This is a genomic window from Micromonospora sp. CPCC 205539 (assembly GCF_036906815.1).
Classification (GTDB): Bacteria; Actinomycetota; Actinomycetes; order Mycobacteriales; family Micromonosporaceae; genus Micromonospora.
Map to the genome: position 1 here is coordinate 19,741 of NZ_JBAKHW010000017.1, position 17,470 is coordinate 37,210.

General features: G+C 70.5%; 15 protein-coding genes. 13 read left to right on the plus strand and 2 right to left on the minus strand.

Annotated elements, in window-relative coordinates; translation table 11 throughout:
• Nucleotides 1–644 precede the first annotated feature (644 nt).
• Entirely contained in the window at nt 645–1,577 is a 933-nt protein-coding gene (locus V6V47_RS16725) for an ABC transporter ATP-binding protein (protein WP_334629160.1), read from the plus strand.
• Between the two features lie 333 nt (nt 1,578–1,910).
• On the plus strand, nt 1,911–2,450 hold the full coding sequence (locus V6V47_RS16730) for a hypothetical protein (RefSeq protein ID WP_334629161.1): 540 nt from the start codon (nt 1,911–1,913) through the stop codon (nt 2,448–2,450).
• Nucleotides 2,451–2,663: 213 nt separating this feature from the next.
• Here V6V47_RS16730 and V6V47_RS16735 read toward each other — a convergent pair whose 3' ends face one another.
• Both V6V47_RS16735 and V6V47_RS16740 read right to left on the minus strand, forming a co-directional pair.
• Nucleotides 2,664–3,572, minus strand: coding sequence for a hypothetical protein (locus V6V47_RS16735; protein WP_334629162.1), 909 nt, complete (start codon nt 3,570–3,572; stop codon nt 2,664–2,666).
• Nucleotides 3,569–4,093, minus strand: a complete 525-nt coding sequence (locus V6V47_RS16740; protein ID WP_334629163.1) for a SigE family RNA polymerase sigma factor — start codon at nt 4,091–4,093, stop codon at nt 3,569–3,571. The genes V6V47_RS16735 and V6V47_RS16740 overlap by 4 nt, the downstream gene beginning before the upstream one ends.
• Before the next feature lie 147 nt (nt 4,094–4,240).
• Between V6V47_RS16740 and V6V47_RS16745 the strand changes: the two genes are divergently transcribed.
• From V6V47_RS16745 to V6V47_RS16795, 11 genes are all read left to right on the plus strand, one after another.
• Complete coding sequence (locus tag V6V47_RS16745; protein ID WP_334629164.1) at nt 4,241–5,035, plus strand: ABC transporter permease; 795 nt, start codon at nt 4,241–4,243, stop codon at nt 5,033–5,035.
• Between the two features lie 10 nt (nt 5,036–5,045).
• Nucleotides 5,046–5,855 carry an ABC transporter permease gene (locus V6V47_RS16750; protein WP_334629165.1) on the plus strand — a complete coding sequence of 270 codons (810 nt, stop codon included), beginning with the start codon at nt 5,046–5,048 and terminating at the stop codon, nt 5,853–5,855.
• 63 nt (nt 5,856–5,918) lie between these two features.
• Nucleotides 5,919–6,941 (plus strand): YihY/virulence factor BrkB family protein, encoded by a 1,023-nt coding sequence (locus V6V47_RS16755; RefSeq protein ID WP_334629167.1) that lies wholly within the window; start codon nt 5,919–5,921, stop codon nt 6,939–6,941.
• Between the two features lie 608 nt (nt 6,942–7,549).
• Nucleotides 7,550–8,728 carry an ROK family protein gene (locus V6V47_RS16760; RefSeq protein ID WP_334629168.1) on the plus strand — a complete coding sequence of 393 codons (1,179 nt, stop codon included), beginning with the start codon at nt 7,550–7,552 and terminating at the stop codon, nt 8,726–8,728.
• Nucleotides 8,725–10,329, plus strand: a complete 1,605-nt coding sequence (locus V6V47_RS16765) for a sugar ABC transporter ATP-binding protein (RefSeq protein ID WP_334629169.1) — start codon at nt 8,725–8,727, stop codon at nt 10,327–10,329. The genes V6V47_RS16760 and V6V47_RS16765 overlap by 4 nt, the downstream gene beginning before the upstream one ends.
• Nucleotides 10,326–11,456: an ABC transporter permease gene (locus V6V47_RS16770; protein WP_334629170.1), complete on the plus strand. Its 1,131-nt coding sequence runs from the start codon at nt 10,326–10,328 to the stop codon at nt 11,454–11,456. Before V6V47_RS16765 ends, V6V47_RS16770 begins: the two co-directional genes overlap by 4 nt.
• Nucleotides 11,457–11,552: 96 nt before the next feature.
• Complete coding sequence (locus V6V47_RS16775; RefSeq protein ID WP_334629171.1) at nt 11,553–12,605, plus strand: substrate-binding domain-containing protein; 1,053 nt, start codon at nt 11,553–11,555, stop codon at nt 12,603–12,605.
• A 53-nt stretch (nt 12,606–12,658) separates the two neighbouring features.
• Nucleotides 12,659–13,834, plus strand: a complete 1,176-nt coding sequence (locus tag V6V47_RS16780; RefSeq protein ID WP_442934248.1) for a Gfo/Idh/MocA family protein — start codon at nt 12,659–12,661, stop codon at nt 13,832–13,834.
• Nucleotides 13,835–14,374: 540 nt separating this feature from the next.
• The gene (locus V6V47_RS16785; protein ID WP_334629173.1) at nt 14,375–15,541 is read left to right on the plus strand and encodes an inositol-3-phosphate synthase; all 1,167 of its coding nucleotides are present in this window, start codon (nt 14,375–14,377) and stop codon (nt 15,539–15,541) included.
• On the plus strand, nt 15,525–16,442 hold the full coding sequence (locus V6V47_RS16790; RefSeq protein ID WP_334629174.1) for an SCO3242 family prenyltransferase: 918 nt from the start codon (nt 15,525–15,527) through the stop codon (nt 16,440–16,442). Before V6V47_RS16785 ends, V6V47_RS16790 begins: the two co-directional genes overlap by 17 nt.
• Nucleotides 16,439–17,416: a sugar phosphate isomerase/epimerase family protein gene (locus tag V6V47_RS16795; RefSeq protein ID WP_334629175.1), complete on the plus strand. Its 978-nt coding sequence runs from the start codon at nt 16,439–16,441 to the stop codon at nt 17,414–17,416. The genes V6V47_RS16790 and V6V47_RS16795 overlap by 4 nt, the downstream gene beginning before the upstream one ends.
• Nucleotides 17,417–17,470 lie beyond the last annotated feature (54 nt).

Genomic DNA, 17,470 nt, shown 5'->3' on the forward strand with positions numbered 1-17,470 from the left:
TCTCGGCGGGTGGCCTCAGCAGCCGTTCTTCGACGTCGGCCGAGGCGGACGCGTCGATGTCTCGGGGCGAGGGGTTTGGGTCCTGAGCGGGGTGCACGGGCGACACGGTGGGGGACAATACGCGGGTGTGTGCCCTATGGGAATATCGTCGAAAGCTATTGCTGTGAGTAGCTGATTGCGTTGAGGGGAAACCCTCAGCGCGATGATGCTCGTGAATGTGAAGCCACGTCAGCAATAGCAGGAGAGTCCCGGATGGGCGACGATGGTGCAGGTGGCAGGGGATGTGGTTGCCGTTCCGAGGTCGACCGATCGACACGGCGGGCAAGCGCATAATTCTCCCCCTGATATGACCGAGAGTCACATCCGCTGTTCTGCGTGTGCCGCTCGGTGCCTTGTTTGTGGCATTTATCTGGTTCTAGCGCGCCTGCGGCACGGCGAAAAATCTCTCGGTGTGACCTTCTCGTGATCACGGTGGCGAGGTGGGTGTCCACGAATGTCAACGAACCACAATGTCCGGAAAGGACGACCCGGTCTGCCGCTGTTGGTGTCGCCCCCTGCTGTGCGGCTGGACCGTCCACGGTGATCGCATGCCTGGGTGGCGTTATTCGGGTGGTGTTGTCGGGGGTCTTGGTTAGGGTCGGGCGATGACTTCGGGGCGACCACTTATCGAGGCTCGCGGGCTGGTGAAGCGGTTCGGTGACTTCGCCGCCGTGTCCGGCATCGACGTCGACGTGCGGCCGGGCGAGGCGTTCGGGTTCCTCGGGCCCAACGGCGCCGGCAAGTCGTCCACCATGCGGATGGTCGGCTGCATCTCCCCGCCGAGCGGGGGTGAGCTGCGCATCCTGGGCATGGATCCGGTCCGCGACGGGCCGGCGATCCGAGCCAGGATCGGCGTCTGCCCACAACTGGACAATCTCGACCCGGAGCTGACCGTCCGGGAAAATCTGACTGTCTACGCCCGCTACTTCGGCATCTCCCGCCGAGTGGCCCGGGAGCGGGCCGCCGAGTTGCTCGACTTCGTCCAGCTCACCGAGCGGGCCGACAGCAAGGTCGAGCCACTCTCCGGCGGCATGAAACGTCGGCTGACCATCGCTCGTGCGCTGGTCAACGATCCGGAGCTGGTGCTGCTCGACGAGCCGACCACCGGGCTCGACCCGCAGGCCCGGCACCTGGTCTGGGAGCGGTTGTTCCGGCTCAAGCAGCAGGGCGTCACGCTGGTGCTCACCACGCACTACATGGACGAGGCCGAGCAGCTCTGTGACCGGCTCGTGGTGATGGACGGCGGGCGGATCGTCGCCGAGGGCTCGCCCCGAGCGTTGATCGAGCGGCACTCCACTCGCGAGGTCGTCGAGCTGCGCTTCGCCGCCGAGTCGCAGGAGCCGTTCGCCGGCAAGCTCGACGGTCTGGGGGAGCGGGTCGAGGTGCTGCCCGACCGCATCCTGCTCTACGTGGCCGACGGCGACGCCGCGGTCGCCGAGGTCACCGCCCTGGGGCTGCACCCGGCCAACGTGCTGGTGCGACGCAGCGGCCTGGAAGACGTCTTCCTGCAGCTGACCGGTCGCACGCTGGTCGACTGACCGCCGGCGGATGACGTTGGCGGCTCAGCCCCGCGGCATTTCCGGCGTACCACCCAGGGCCCGCGAAGATCCTCTCGGCTTCCTGAAAGTCGGGGTGTTACGACGGGGGGACGGCCCGACTTCCCGGAAACCGAGTCGATCAGGCGGCCGACGTGGGCGGGCCGGGCTGCGGGCGGGGGCGGGACCGTGGCGGGGGCCGGACGACGCGGCCGCCGGACCGTGGGCGGGGCCGAGCTGCGGGCGGGGCCCGGACGACGCGGCCAAACGCGGGCGACAGAGGCAACGGGGTCGTCGTAGGGTGACCGGCGATCTGTCGTAACCCGGGGGAGTTTCATGTCCGATCTGTTGGCCGCCAACCGACGTCAGGCCGGGTTGACTGCCCTCTATCTGGGCATTTTCGCGATGGTCTGGTTCAGTGTGCCGGCGGCGGAGCAACCGTTGCGTGCCCTACTCGTGGTGGGCAGCATCGCCGCACTGCTCACCGCCGCGCTGGGCGGCGTGCTGTCGGCCCAGCTCCGGGGGGCCGGCAGCCCGCGGGACCGGGCAGCCGACCGCCCGTACCTGCTCATCGTCGTCGCCGAGTTCGCCGCCGCCGGGCTGGGTGCCGCCGTGCTGGTCGCCGCCAACTGGTCCGAGTACGTTCCGGTGCTGGTCTGCCTGGTGGTCGGTCTGCACTTCTTCCCGCTCGCCCCGCTGCTACGGGATCCGTTGCTCCGTCCGCTCGGTGGGGCGCTGTGCCTGGTGGCGGCGGCGGGCCTCGTCACCGGCCTCGCCTCGGCGGTCTCCGCCGGCCTGGTGGTCGGCGTCGGCGCGGGAGTGCTGCTGCTCGGTCACGCCGCGCAGGCGCTGATCCGCGCTTACCGATCGGCCTGACCGGCAGGGGTCGCCGAGGTCGACGCGGTCCGATCGTTGACGGTTCAGCAGCAACCGCTGCCGGTGCTGACCGTCCTGGGTTTCGGCTGGGCGTCGGCGCCTAATTCGACCAGGGGTCGGGTGCAGCGATGATCGCGGCAACCCCGTCTGGCCGACGGGGTTGCCGCGAGGGCCAGCCGGACACCTGGGTCCGACCTGACCTGTCGAACTCGGTCAGCGGGCGACGGGAGGGACCTGGACGTCGACGTCGAGCCCGTAGTCCGAGTACAGCCAGGTCACCTCCATCTCCTCGTGCCAGCTCGGCTGGTCACCTCCGTCATGGTTCGGGTATTCGATGATCGTGATGAAGGAGATCTTGCTGACTTTCTGCGACTTCACGCCGATCTCGATGATCCCTTCGCCCGGAACTGTCTTCGGCCGGTCGGCATCGGTGGGCATGCTGACATAGCTGAACGAGTAGCGTTCGACGGCCGATTCGCCGCTACCGGCCGTGCCGAGGGCGGTGACCGTTCCCACGCTCCTCAGGGCGTCGAGCTGCGATGCCGGATTGACCGTGGTGGCCGGGTCGGCGAAGGGGACGTAGATGTGGGTGAGGTTGCGGAAGATGGCCGGCTGACCGAGGTGTCGAAAGCGGTCGCCCTTCGAGATGTAGAGGTCGCCGCCGACGATCCGCTCCTCGCTGATGATCCGCCCCTTCGCCTGTCTGGTCACCCGCCCGGTGGGCCCGTTCGGATCGAATTCCCCTTCGAAGGACTCCTTGGCGGAACCCGGCTTGCCGCGATCGACCCAGTTGCGGCTGGTGGAGACGCGGAACCGGAAGCTGCTCTGCGCGGAGGCCTGTGCCGCCGCGACCAGCCGAAGTTCCGGGGTCACCGCGGCGGCGGTGGTAGAGCCCGGTTGAGCGGAGGTAGTGCCCGGATCGCCGCCCGGGCCGGCCAGGCCCACGGCGGCGACGGCCACGACCCCGAGGAGCGCGAGCGCACCGCCGGTGGTAGCCACCGTCCGGCTCCGTCGCGCCCGCTGGCCCCGCATGATCAGGTCGGCGGTCGGCGCCTCGTTCGGCGGCTCTGCGTCGGCCAGATCTCGAAGCGCCATGGAGAGGTCCCTTCCGTCGATGGTCACTTGACTGCCTCCAAGGTGGACGTGTGGGGATGGGGGATGAGGTCACGAAGCTTCGCCATGGCGCGGCTGTGCTGCGTCTTGACCGCGCTGACCGAACAACCCAGCTCGGCAGCCACCTGCCGCTCGGTCAGGTCGACGTAGTACCGCAGCACGATCACCGCCCGCTGTTGGCGCGACAGCGTCATCAGGGCAACGCGTAGGTCCTGGGATGCCCCGTCCAACCCGGCGTGCGGGTCGACCCGGTCAGGCAGGTCAGCCGTCAGCGTCTCCCGACGGGACCGCCGCCACCAGCTGACGTTCCCGTTGATCAGCATCCGGCGCAGGTATGCATGTGGGTTGCCCGGGCCGACCTTCCGCCAGCGGACATACAGCTTGACCAGACAGTCCTGCAGCAGATCCTCAGCCCGTTGCCGGTCACCGATGAGCAACGTGGTGAACTGAAGGTGACGGGGCCACGCCTCCGCGACGAAGCTCGCATAGCTGGCGTTTCTTGACGCCGGATCGGCAACTTCCTTGGTCATACCTCTCACACGCCCGGGACCCTGGGAAAGGTCTACACCGTACGGAAACCGGCGCGACAGCGTCGGCGGCTCGTCGTAGCGTGGTCGGCGGTTGTCGTACCCCGGCGGTAGTCAGGCGTCGTGGGTGAAGCGCGGGGGTGGCGTGACGTGGGTGTGGTGCAGCGGGCGCGGCCGGCATTGCCCCGGGTGCCGGCGCTCGCCGTGCTCGGCTACTTCCTGGTCGGCTACCGCCGCACCTGGCGGGCCGGGGTGTTCTCCTCGTTCCTGCTGCCGGTGCTCACCGTGCTCGGCTTCGGGCTGGGGGTCGGCGCCTACATCGACCAGGGTGTCGGTGGCGTGCGCTACCTCGACTGGTTGGTCCCCGGGCTGATCGCCTCGACCGCGCTCCAGGTGGCCGTCGGCGACTCGACGTGGCCGGTCTTCAGCAACTTCCAGTGGATCAAGACCTACTTCGCGCAGAGCGCGGCGCCGCTGCGGGTGGCCGACATCCTGGGCGGGCACCTGGCCTTCGTGGTGTTCCGGGTGTGCACCACTATCGTGGCGTTCCTGCTGGTCACCGGGCTGTTCGGGGCATTGCGCTCGCCCTGGGCGGTGGCCACCCTGCCGGTGGCGATGCTGCTCACGCTGGCCGTGGCCGCGCCGACCTTCGCGTACGCGGCGTCGGTTTCCAGTGACAGTTGGCTGGCGATGCTGTTCCGGTTCGCGATCGTCCCGATGACGCTGTTCGCCGGGGTGTTCTTCCCGGTCGAGTCGCTGCCCGAGGTGCTGCGCTGGCTGGCGTACGTGACGCCGCTGTGGCATGCCGTCGACCTCTGCCGCGCGCTCACGCTCGGCGTCGCTCCGCAGTGGTCGGCGATCGGGCACCTGCTCTACCTGGCGGCCTGGTCGCTCGCCGGCTGGTTGCTGGCACTGCGCGCGTTCCGTCGCAAGCTCGTCGTCTAGGGAGGGTGTCGTGGTCACGCTGGTCCTGCCCCGGCTGGTCGACGTCTCCGCCGCGTCCCGGCGGTCGGCGTCGGTGGTCGAGCGCAACATCGCGGTGCTGAAGCCGGCCTACTGGCTGCTGCTGCTCTCCGGCTTCGTGGAGCCGCTGCTCTACCTGCTCTCCATCGGGGTGGGCGTCGGGACGCTGGTCGGTGACCTGCCGCTGCCCGGCGGGCGGCTGGTCTCGTACGCCGAGTTCGTCGCTCCGGCGATGCTCGCCTCCTCGGCGATGACCGGCGCGCTGGCGGAGACCACGTTCAATTTCTTCGGCAAGATGAAGTACATGAAGCTGTACGACGGGGTGATCGCCACCCCCGTGCGGCCGTTCGAGATCGCCGTCGGCGAGCTGGGTTGGGCGATGCTGCGGGGCAGCGCCTACTCGGCGGCGTTCCTCGGGGTGATGGTCGCGCTGGGCCTGACCACCGTGGCCCGGGCACTGACCGCCCTACCGGCCGCCGTGCTGGTGGGGTTCGCGTTCGGCGCGCTCGGCATGGCGCTGTCCACCTTCATGCGCAGCTGGCAGGATTTCGACCTGATGGGCTCCGCCCAGTTCACCCTCTTCCTCTTCTCCGGCACGTTCGTGCCGGCGCAGGCCTACCCGACCCTGCTGCACTGGCTGGTCGAGGTCACCCCGCTCTACCGGTCGGTGCACCTGATCCGTGGTGTGACGCTGGGCGTGGGTGGCTGGGCCTGGCTGCTCGACGTGCTCTACCTGCTGGCGATGATGGCGTTCGGCCTGCTGGTCGCCGGGCGGCGGATGAGCAGGTTGCTCTACCGATAGGGGTTACGCGCAGCCATCGACGGGGCATGTCGGAGACGACACCACCGACGGTGAGGAGGGGCGATGGCCTCAGACGAGTCTTCCGCCCGCAGCGGCATCGAGCGCGACTCCGCGAGCGAGCCCGTCGGGCCCGACGCGGGGCCGGACAGCCCCACCGACCTGTCGGGCGCCGGCTGGATGGCCGCGATGCGTCGGACGGTCCGCGAGTTTCAGGACGACAGCCTGACCGACTGGGCGGCGGCCCTGACCTACTACGGGGTGCTCTCCATCTTCCCCGGCCTGCTGGTGCTGATCTCCCTCCTCGGCCTGCTCGGCAACAGCGCCACCGAAGGCGTGCAGGACACCGTCAACCAGGCCGTGCCGGACGGCAGCATCCGGGAGATCATCACTGAAGCGATCAAGTCGGCCGATCAGAACGGCGGATTGGCCAGCGTCGCGGCGGTCATCGGTCTGTTGGCCGCGTTCTGGTCCGCCTCGGGTTACATCGGCGCGTTCATGCGTGCCTCGAACACCATCTACGACGTGCCGGAGGGTCGGCCGATCTGGAAGACCTTGCCGATCCGGGCCGGCGTGACCGCGCTGATCGGGGTGCTGCTGCTGGCCAGTGCGGTGATCGTGGTCTTCACCGGCCGCCTCGCCGAGCTGGTCGGGGACGCCGTCGGGTTGGGCTCGACGGCGGTGACGGTGTGGGACATCGCCAAGTGGCCGGTGCTGTTGATGCTGGTCATCCTGATGTTCGCCATCCTCTACTGGGCCTCGCCCAACGCGCGGCACGGCGGGTTCCGCTGGGTCAGCCCGGGTGGCGTGCTCGCCATGGTGATCTGGCTGGTGATCTCCGGCCTGTTCGCCTTCTACGTGAGCAACTTCGGCTCGTACAACAAGACCTACGGGGCGCTGGCCGGGGTGATCATCTTCTTGATCTGGCTCTGGCTGACCAACATCGCGATCCTGCTGGGCGCCGAGTTCGACGCCGAGTTGGAGCGCGGCCGGGCCATCGCGGCCGGGCACAACGTCGACGACGAGCCGTACGTCGAGCTGCGCGACGACCGCAAACTGAGGAAGAAGCGCGACGCGGCTGGTCGCTGACCCTTCGCAACCGCCCCGCCACCGCGTACCGGGTGGCGGGGCGGTTCGCTGTCCACCCCGCCCCAGCCCGCATCGATGCCTGGCTTTGATCAGAGAAGCGCAGGCCGCTCCGCGCCCCGCGTCAAGATCCGCGCAACTTCGCCGAAATTGCTGCCTCCGATGCGCCTGAGGCAACAACATCCCTGATGTTGCGCAGATCTTGACCGACGATCCGCAGATCCGCCCCCTCGCCCGCCGGTGCCGGCAGCAGGCCTGCTCGATCCACTCGGTATCAGGGAAATCGGGCCTTCTCGACGCGCCGGACACCCCGACTTCATGGACCCCGAGTCGATCAGGCCGTTTCGGCCTGTGCCTGGCCGCGTCGGGGCCGTTTCGGGCCTGTGCCTGGCCGCGTCGGGGCCGCTTCGGCCCGTGACCGGCCGCGTCGGGGCACCGCGATGGGCGCAGACTTTCCTTGATCCACTATTAGCTTTTGTTCGTTCGGACAAAAGTTGGGATCAGAACGGTTGAAGCTCTGGACAGGCGATGCGGAACGCTCCTACTGTGTCGGACACAACACCTCGGCATTACGTCGATGTGAACGAGTTCGGTGAAGAGGTGAGACCTCGGTGCGGACCGTCGACCCCCTGCACGTCCGGCTGTTGCGCCTGCTCCGCGACGAGGGAGCCGTGTCCAGGGCGGAGTTGGGCGACCGGCTGCAGATGCCGCGCCCGCGCCTGCTCGCCGAGTTGGATCGTCTGGTGGCGCTGGGCTACGTCGCCGAGGCCGGGCTCGCCGCCTCCCGAGGTGGGCGGCGCTCCACCTTGGTCGAGCTGAATCCGAAGCTGCGCTTCGCGGCCGTCGACCTGGGCGCCAGCTCGATGGATGTCGAGGTGGTCAACGGCCGGCTCGAGCCGGTGGCCCACTACGCCGAGGCAGCCGACATCCGTAACGGGCCGAAGGTGACCCTGCAACGGGTCAACGAGCTGCTGCACAAGGCCCGGGTCGACGGCGCGTACGAGCGCCTGGACGCGGTGGGCATCGGGGTGCCCGGCCCGGTCAGCTTCCGCGACGGCGTCCCGGTCTCGCCACCGATCATGCCCGGCTGGGACCGGTTCCCGGTGCGCGAGCTGCTCACCCGCGAGCACGGCTGCCCGGCCGTCGTGGACAACGACGTCAACATCATGGCGATCGGCGAACGGCACGGCGGGGTCGCCCACTCGGTGGACGACTTCCTCTTCGTGAAGATCGGCACCGGAATAGGGTGCGGCATCTACCTCAGCGGTGAGGTCTACCGGGGGACCGACGGCTGCGCCGGGGACATCGGTCACATCCAGGTCGACTCGCACGGTCCGATGTGTTCCTGCGGCAACGTCGGCTGCCTGGAGGCGCTGTTCAGCGGTGCCGCGCTGGCCAAGGAGGCCACCGTCGCAGCCCGCAGCGGAGTGTCACCGGCCTTGGCCGAGCGGATCGCGGCCCGCGGCGTGGTGACGGCCCTGGACGTCGCCGAGGGCGCCGTCGAGGGGGACGTGGCCTGCATCCAGCTCATCCGTGACGGCGGACGACGGGTCGGCGGGGTGCTCGCCGGCCTGGTCAGCTTCACCAACCCGTCGATGATCGTGATTGGCGGCGGGCTCGCCCAGCTCGGGCACATCCTGCTCGCCGAGATCCGCAGCGTGGTCTACCGCCGGTCGCTGCCACTGGCCACCGGCAACCTGCCCGTCGTGCTGTCCGAGCTCGGCGGCCGCGCTGGCGTCGCAGGCGCGGCGGTGCTCGCGAGCGACGTCGCCTTCGGAGAAGCGTCATGACTGAGGGGGAGACCGTGGTCCAGCCTGAAGAGACCGTCGGCGCCGACGCGCCGCTGATCGAGGCCCCCGCCGACACCGTCGCGGGCGAGGTGGTCCTGCGCCTCACTGATGTGGTCAAGACCTTCCCTGGCGTACGCGCGCTGGACGGCGTGCAGCTCGAGGTGCGGGCCGGCGAGGTGCACTGCCTGCTGGGGCAGAACGGCGCCGGCAAGTCCACCTTGATCAAGGTGCTGTCCGGGGTGCACCAACCCGACTCCGGCCTGGTCGAGTGGCGCGGTGAGCCGACGAGCTTCACCAACCCGCAGGCCGCCATGCGTGCCGGCATCGCCACCATCTACCAGGAGCTCGACCTGGTAGAGGACCTGTCGGTGGCGGAGAACGCCTTCCTCGGCCACGAGCCCCGCAGCCTCGGCTTCGTCCGGCGCGGGCAGATGGCCCGGCGTACCCGGCAGATCCTCGGTCGTCTCGGTCACGGCGAGATCCCGCCGCGCCGGATGGTCCGGTCGCTGCCCGCCGCCGGTAAGCAGATCGTCAGCATGGCCCGGGCGCTCTCGCACGAGGCCCGACTGATCATCATGGACGAGCCGAGCGCGGTGCTGGCCCACGACGAGGTCGGCAACCTGTTCCGGATCATCCGTGAGCTCACCAGTCAGGGCATCGCGGTCATCTACATCTCCCACCGCCTGGAGGAGATCCGCGAGATCGGCGACCGGGTCACCGTACTCAAGGATGGCCGGACCACGGCGGCGAACCTGCCGGCGCGCGACACCCCGACCCGCGACCTGGTCAGCCGGATGACCGGCCGCACCATCGAGTACGTCTTCCCGGACCGCCCGACCGAGCCCACGGTCGGCGCCGAGCTGCTCCAGGTCGAGGGGCTGACCCGCGCCGGTGAGTTCGCGGACGTCTCGCTGGAGGTCCGCGCCGGGGAGATCGTCGGCATCGCCGGCCTGGTCGGCTCCGGCCGATCCGAGCTGCTGGAGACGATCTACGGCGCCCGCGCGCCGGAGGCCGGGTCGGTCCGGATGGCCGGTCGCGCGCTGCGTCCGGCCAGCGTCGGCGCAGCGGTACGGGCCGGGATGGGCATGGCACCGGAGGAGCGCAAGAGCCAGGCGTTGCTGCTCGGGGAGCCGATCTACCGCAACGTCACGCTGGCCACCTTCGGCCGGTACGCGCGGCTCGGCTTCACGAACGCGAGCAGGGAGCGGGCCGAGGCGGATCGGATCGCCGAGAACCTGGAGCTGCGTCCTCGGGACGTCAACCGGCCGGTGCGCACCCTCTCCGGCGGCAACCAGCAGAAGGTGGTGGTCGGGCGTTGGCTGCTCGGCGACATCAAGCTGCTGCTGCTCGACGAGCCAACCCGCGGCGTGGACGTCGGCGCGCGGGCCGAGCTTTACCAGGTCATCCGGGCGCTGGCAGCCCGGGGCGTCGGGGTGCTGCTGGTCTCCAGCGAGGTGCCCGAGGTGCTGGGCCTGGCCGACCGGGTCCTGGTGATGCGGGAGGGGCGGGTCATCCGCGAGGCCCCCGCCGAGGATCTCGACGAGAACATCGTGCTCGACCTCGTCATGGCGGGGTCCCTGATGGAAGGCGCACCGGCATGAGTGAGGTCCCTGCTCCCACCGCGACGCCGGAGCGCGCCGCGCAGCTCCCGGCGCAGTCGCCTCCGGTGGACCCGGCCGAGACGGCGGCGGCCAGCGACAAGGCGGCGGCATCAACGGGTCGGCTCTCCTGGTGGCGGGGGGACGGCGGCGAGGGCGCCAAGCGCAACCTCGGCCTGATCGGTGTGCTTGCCGCGCTCATCGTGGTCGGCGCGATCACCAAGCCCGACCTCTACGGCGATCCGTCCTGGGTCTGGAACAACATCCTGGCCATCCTGCAGCTCGCCTCCGTCGTCGGCGTGGTCACGGTCGGCATGACCTTCGTGATCATCGGCGGTGGCATCGACCTGTCGGTCGGGGCGATCGTCGCGCTGGCCGGGGTCTGGTGCACCACAGTGGCCACCCAGAGCTACGGTGCCGGCGGCATGATCTTCGCGGCCATCGTGGTCGGCATCTGCGTGGGTCTCGTCAACGGCGTGCTCATCTCCTACGGGCGGCTGGTGCCGTTCATCGCGACGCTCGCGATGTTGGTGGCCGCCCGCGGGCTCGCGGCGTCGATCTCCAACAAGCAGACCCAGGTCTCGAGCAGCACGTTCATCAACGACATCGCCGCTCGCAAGGTGCTGGGGATTCCGGTCCTCGTCTACATTCTCGGCGCGGTCGTGCTGGCCGGGTGGATCCTGCTCAACCGGACGACCTTCGGCCGGCGGACCATCGCCGTCGGTGGCAACCCGGAGGCGGCACGGCTGGCCGGCATCAACGTCCGCCGGCACACCATGCTGCTCTACGGGCTCTCCGGTCTCTGCTGCGGCGTCGCGGCCATCATGCTCACCTCGCAGGCCACCTCGGCCCAGGCGGCCATGGCCAATCTCTACGAGTTGGATGCGATCGCCGCCGCGATCATCGGTGGGACGCTGCTCAGCGGTGGCCGGGGCACGGTCGTCGGCTCACTGCTCGGCGTGATCATCTTCGCCACCATCACGAACCTCTTCGCCATCAACGGCCTCTCCATCGAGGCGCAGAACATGGTCAAGGGCGGCATCATCGTGGCAGCCGTCCTGGTCCAGCAGCTCCAGTTCAAGTCCTTCACTCGGCTCCTCGCGCGGAACAGGCTCACCACCACAACCTGACGCACCGCACGTCGTCCCTGGCTACGTCGAGACCTTCGACAGTGGCCGGACCTCGCACACCCTCACCATCCTCACCCTGCATATCAGGAGGTCGTCATGACCCAGCACAGTCGCGACGTGTCGCGCCGTCGGTTGCTGTTCGGCGGAGCCGCCGTCGGCGCCGCAACCCTGCTCACCGCCTGCACCAGCAACGACACCCCGGCGGCCAGCACCCAGACCAAGGCCGCGGGCGACAGTTCCGGCAACAACGCCCCGGGCAAGAAGGTCGTCATCGGCTTCTCGGCCCCCGCCGCCGACCACGGTTGGATGGGCGCGATCCACGCCAACGCCAAGGCGCAGGCCGCGGCCTACTCCGACGTGGAGTTCAAGGAGGTCGACGGCGGGGCGAACTCGGAGGCCCAGCGTTCGACCCTCGGCACGCTGATCGCCCAGAAGCCGGACATCATCGTCGTGCTGCCGCACGACGGCAAGGAGGTCAACGCGGTCGCCCTGCAGGCGATGCAGGCGGGCATCCTGATCGTCAACCTGGACCGGGCGTTCCCCGACGCGCTGGCCTCGCGGCTGGTCATCAAGGGTGACAACTACGGCATGGGCGTCTCGGCCGGGCACTTCATCGGCAAGCAGCTCAAGGACAAGGGCGTCTCCAACCCGGTCATCGGTGAGATCGCCGGTCTGGAGATCCCGCTGACCGTCGAGCGCAGCGCCGGCTTCGCGGCGGCTCTCGCGACGTACGGCTTCAAGGTGACCAACCGCCGCTCGGCCGAGTTCACCTCGGACAGCGGCCAGCGCGAGGCAGCCCAGCTGCTCCAGGCGCTGCCCAAGATCGACGCGGTCTGGAACCACGACGACGACCAGGGCATCGGTGTCCTCGCCGCGGTCAAGCAGGCCAACCGCTCAGAGTTCTTCATGGTCGGCGGCGCGGGCTCGAAGCTCGCGATCGACGCCATCAAGGCCGACAACAGCGTGCTCAAGGCGACGGTCACCTACAACCCCTCGATGGCCTCTTCGGCGGTCTCACTCGCCCGGCTCATCGCGCAGGGCCGGGGCCTCGGCGACCTCACGGAGCTGCAGGTGCCCAAGGAGGTGACCCTCACCTCCGAGACGATCACCAAGGAGAACGCGGGCGACTACGCGAAGCTCGGGTTCTGACACACGGGGGGAGACCCACCTTGTCCACGACAGACAGAGAACTGCGGGTCGGCATGGTCGGCTACGCGTTCATGGGCGCCGCGCACTCACAGGCGTGGCGCACCGTGAACCGCGTGTTCGACCTGCCGGCGCGGGCCCGGATGGCGCTGATCTGCGGCCGGGACACACCGAAGGTGGCCGACGCCGCCGATCGGCTCGGCTGGGACGCGTACACCACGGACTGGCGTGACCTGATCACCCGGGACGACATCGACGTGGTCGACATCTGCACCCCGGGCGACAGCCACGCCGAGATCGCCCTGGCCGCGTTGGCTGCCGGCAAGCACGTCCTGTGCGAGAAGCCGTTGGCCAACACGGTGGCCGAGGCGCGGGCGATGACCGCTGCGGCGGACACCGCCCGTGCCGCCGGGGTGCGGTCGATGTGCGGGTTCAACTACCGCCGGGTCCCCGCGGTCACGATGATGCGCCAGCTGGTCGCCGACGGACGACTCGGGGTGATCCGCCACGTCCGAGCGACGTACCTGCAGGACTGGATCGTGGACCCGCAGTTCCCGCTGGTGTGGCGGTTGCAGAAGGACCGGGCGGGCTCCGGCGCGCTCGGCGACATCGGCGCGCACATCATCGACCTGACGCAGTTCGTGACGGGTCAGCGGATCACCGGCGTCAGTGCGGTGACCGAGACCTTCGTCAAGGAACGGCCACTGCCGGGCGAATCGAGCGGGCTGGCCGCGACGGTCGACGGCGCCGGACCGGCCACCGGGACGGTCACCGTCGACGACGCCGCGGTCTTCGTGGCCCGGCTGGACGGTGGCGCGCTGGCCACGTACGAGGCGAGCCGTTTCGCCACGGGTCGCAAGAATGCCCTGCGGGTCGAGATCAACGGCTCGCTGGGCAGCGTGGTCTTCGACCTGGAGCGTCTCAACGAGCTCGAGTTCTACGACGCCACCCGGCCCGGTGTGGAGCAGGGCTTCAACCGCATCCTGGTGACCGAGGGGGAGCACCCGTACATGTCGGCGTGGTGGCCGCCCGGCCACATCATCGGCTACGAGCACTCCTTCACGCACCAGATGCGCGACTTCATCGAGGCCGTCGCCACCGGCGCCGACCCGGCTCCGTCGTTCGCCGACGCGTTGCAGGTCCAGTTGGTACTGGACGCGGTGACCCGTTCGGCGGAGATCGGCTCCTCCTGGACCGAGGTGGAGCCGGCGCTGACCGCGGTGGCCGTCTGACCCATGTTCATCCGCGGTGGCGGTGCTCCTGCCACCACCGCCCGACCGGCTCTCCGGAGCCGACCGGCGAGGGACCGGCCGCGGTTTGCGCCCCGCGGCCGGGACGAGGTCGGTACCGGAGAGCGTGCAGCCGAGCCGTACGGCCCGGTGGCGCACGAGCAGGACGGCCGTTCGGTGCGGCCGGACCGGGATTCCCCGGCCGCACCGGAAGGCCGCCAACCAACGCCGACGATCCGTCGGAGACGCCGGAGATGTCGGCCTGAGATGTCCGGTCGGGGCACCATCGCCCCGGTTGGCCGGATGCGGGGGAGGCAGGGTCGAGACGCCGACCGACCCTGCCTACCAGCCCCGTCTGCCCGCACCCGTGCCGGGAACCGGTCCGGCGTCGTCGCCGCCGACGCCGACGTCGGAGTCCGGTGCGCTTCCGGTGCGGAGCGGGCGGACGGGGCCCATCCACCCAAGCCATATCTTTCCGAGAAATATTCTGATATTCCTATATCTCATTGCACCGACGGTTCCTCCTGAACGGGAAGGAGCACCATGCGAACGGGTGTCTGGTTGGTGGGAGCGCGCGGTTCGGTCGCGACCACCAGCATCGTCGGAGGGCTCGCGTTGCGAGCCGGCCTGGCCGGGCCGACCGGCTGCGTCACCGAGCTTCCGGACCTACGCGGGCCAGCCCTGCCGTCCTTCGCGGATCTGGTCTTCGGCGGGCACGACGTCACCACCACGCCACTGTGCAAGCGCGCCGAGGCCCTGGCCGACGCCGGTGTCGTCCCCTGGCGACTCGTCGCCGCGCTCCCCGACGAGCTGGCCGCCGTCGAGCAGGAGCTGCGACCCGCGCCGACGGGCGCCACCCAGGCCGACCGGGCCGCCACCGTGGTCGACGACCTCGTCGCCTTCCGCGAGCGGCACGCGCTGGACCGGGTGGTGGTCGTCAACGTCTCCGCCACCGAGCCGGCACCCCGACCGCATCCCGGGCACGCCGACCCCGAGGCGCTGCGCGCCGCCCTCACCGGCCCGGACGAGGTGCTGCCGCCCAGCTCCCTGTACGGGTACGCGGCACTGCTGGCGGGCTGCCCGTACGTCGACTTCACCCCGTCCACGGGGCTGCGGCTGCCGGCGCTGACAACGTTGGCTGAGCAATCCGGGCTGCCGTACGCCGGGCACGACGGCAAGACCGGGGAGACCTTGGTCAAGTCGGTGCTCGCGCCGATGTTCGCGATGCGGAACCTGGCCGTGCGCTCCTGGTCCGGGGTCAACCTGCTCGGCGGTGGCGACGGCGCCACTCTCGCCGACCCGGCCGCCAACGCGGCCAAGGTGCAGAGCAAGCAGCGGGTGCTCGGCGAGACGCTCGGCTACGTCCCGCAGGGCGGCACGCGCATCGAGTTCGTCGAGGAGTTGGGCGACTTCAAGACCGCCTGGGATCTGATCACCTTCGCCGGCTTCCTCGGCACCGGGATGCGGATGGAGTTCACCTGGCACGGCTGTGACTCCGCGCTGGCCGCGCCGCTGGTGCTCGACCTGGCCCGGCTGACCGCCGCCGCGCACGCCGCCGGGCACGTCGGGCCGCTGGCCGAGCTGGGCTTCTTCTTCAAGGACCCGCTCGGCGCGCCCACCCACTCGCTGGGCGAGCAGTGGGCCCGGCTGACCGACTTCACCCAGCGGTTGCACGCCGGCCGGGACGGTGGCCATGACCACGCTGGCTGACCTCGCCGAGTTGGTGCGAGCGCCCGCCGCGCTCTCCGTACCCGGCGACGTGGTCGCCGGTGCGACGGCGGCCGGCGCGTTGAGCCCGCGTACCCCCGCCCTGGCCGGCGCCTCGGTGTTGCTCTACTGGGCCGGCATGGCCGCCAACGACTGGGCCGACCGGCGGCTGGACGCCGTCGAGCGGCCCGAGCGGCCGATCCCGAGCGGCCGGGTCGCACCGGCCGCCGCGGTCGGGCTCGCCGCCGGCCTCACCGCCGCCGGCGTGGGTCTGGCCGCCGCCGTGGGCGGTCGCCGCGCCGCCGCGCTCGCCGTGCCGCTGGCCGCCAGCATCTGGGGGTACGACCTGCTGGCCAAGAACACCGCGGCCGGGCCGGTCGTGATGGCCGCCTGCCGAGGGCTGGACGTGCTGCTCGGCGCGTCCGGCGGCCGGCTGGTCCGGGCACTGCCGGCGGCGGCGACCATCGCCGCGCACACCTGGACGGTCACCGAGTTGTCCCGTCGCGAGGTCAGCGGCGCCGACGCCGCCCTGCCCCGGCGCACACTGGCCGGCACGGCCCTGGTCGCCGCCAGCGCCGCCGTCGCCGTCCCCGGCACCCGCGCCGCCACCCGGCCAGCCGACGTGACCACGACGAATGGTCGCGGCCGGTCCGGCCAGCTCGCGGCGGCGCTGCCCGCGGTGCTGGCCGGTTGGTACGCGGCGCGCTACGGCGCGGCTCAGGCCCAGGTCGTCCGGGACCCGTCGGCGGGGCGGGTACGCGCCGCGGTCGGTGCCGGCATCACCGGACTGCCCGCGCTACAGGGAGCGCTCACCGCACGCGGCGGGGCCGGCCTGCTCGGGCTGGCCGTCGCTGCGGCGGCGCCACTGGGCCGGCGGCTGGCCCGGAAGGTCTCGCCGACATGAGCGTGCCCCGACCCGCGACGCCGACGGCCGACGCCCGGACACTGCGCCTCGGGTACGGCACCAACGGCTTCGCCAACCACCGGCTCGACGACGCGCTCGCCGTCCTCGCCGATCTCGGCTACGTCGGGGTGGCGCTCACCCTGGACCACGACCACCTCGACCCGTTCGCGCCCGGGCTCACCCGCCGGATCGCGGCGGTCGGCCGACGGCTGAGTGAACTGGGCCTGGCGTTGGTGATCGAGACCGGGGCGCGTTACCTGCTCGACCCGTGGCACAAGCACGCGCCGACCCTGCTGCACGACGACCCGACCCGGCGGATCGAGTTCCTGCGCCGGGCCGTCCGGATCGGCGCCGACCTCGGTGCGGAGGCGGTCTCCTTCTGGGCTGGTGTCCGCCCCGAGCACGTGCCACCGCAGACCGCCTGGGACCGGCTGGTGGCCGGCTGCGCCACCGTCCTCGACGCGGCGGACACCACCGGCGTCACGCTCGGCTTCGAACCGGAGCCGGGGATGCTGGTCGAGGACATCGCCGGCTGGCGTCGGCTGCGGTCCGCGCTGGGCGACCCGGCCCGCTTCGGCATCACCCTCGACATCGGGCACTGCCGTTGTCTGGAGCCGTGGCCGGTGCCGCAGTGCGTCGCCGAGGTGGCCGGGCACCTGGTCAACGTGCAGATCGACGACATGCGCAGGGGCGTGCACGAGCACCTGGAGTTCGGCACTGGCGAGATCGACTTCCCACCGGTGCTGGCGGCCCTGGCCGAGGCCGGCTACCGGGGACTGGTCGCCGTCGAGTTGCCCCGGGACTCACACGCCGCGCCCGCCGTGGCCGCCCGATCGATCGACTTCCTGCGCGCCGCAGCGGCCAAGGCCGCCGGCCACAGCGGGGACGAGGTGCCCACCCGCGCCCTTTGCTCTGCTTCAACGGACGCAACAGCGGCCGTCCGGTATCCGGACAACGACCGTCGCGTGGAGTGAAGCAGAGCAAAGGACGCGCTCGGGCACCTGCGGAGCAGCACAGCAGCACGAGGG

Coding starts and splice junctions, on each gene's coding strand:
- V6V47_RS16790 (WP_334629174.1), top strand. CDS start 15,525: ATGACCACGCTGGCTGACCTCGCCGAGTTGGTGCGAGCGCCCGCCGCG.
- V6V47_RS16755 (WP_334629167.1), top strand. CDS start 5,919: ATGGCCTCAGACGAGTCTTCCGCCCGCAGCGGCATCGAGCGCGACTCC.
- V6V47_RS16785 (WP_334629173.1), top strand. CDS start 14,375: ATGCGAACGGGTGTCTGGTTGGTGGGAGCGCGCGGTTCGGTCGCGACC.
- V6V47_RS16725 (WP_334629160.1), top strand. CDS start 645: ATGACTTCGGGGCGACCACTTATCGAGGCTCGCGGGCTGGTGAAGCGG.
- V6V47_RS16780 (WP_442934248.1), top strand. CDS start 12,659: ATGGTCGGCTACGCGTTCATGGGCGCCGCGCACTCACAGGCGTGGCGC.
- V6V47_RS16730 (WP_334629161.1), top strand. CDS start 1,911: ATGTCCGATCTGTTGGCCGCCAACCGACGTCAGGCCGGGTTGACTGCC.
- V6V47_RS16740 (WP_334629163.1), bottom strand. CDS start 4,093: ATGACCAAGGAAGTTGCCGATCCGGCGTCAAGAAACGCCAGCTATGCG.
- V6V47_RS16770 (WP_334629170.1), top strand. CDS start 10,326: ATGAGTGAGGTCCCTGCTCCCACCGCGACGCCGGAGCGCGCCGCGCAG.
- V6V47_RS16775 (WP_334629171.1), top strand. CDS start 11,553: ATGACCCAGCACAGTCGCGACGTGTCGCGCCGTCGGTTGCTGTTCGGC.
- V6V47_RS16795 (WP_334629175.1), top strand. CDS start 16,439: ATGAGCGTGCCCCGACCCGCGACGCCGACGGCCGACGCCCGGACACTG.
- V6V47_RS16765 (WP_334629169.1), top strand. CDS start 8,725: ATGACTGAGGGGGAGACCGTGGTCCAGCCTGAAGAGACCGTCGGCGCC.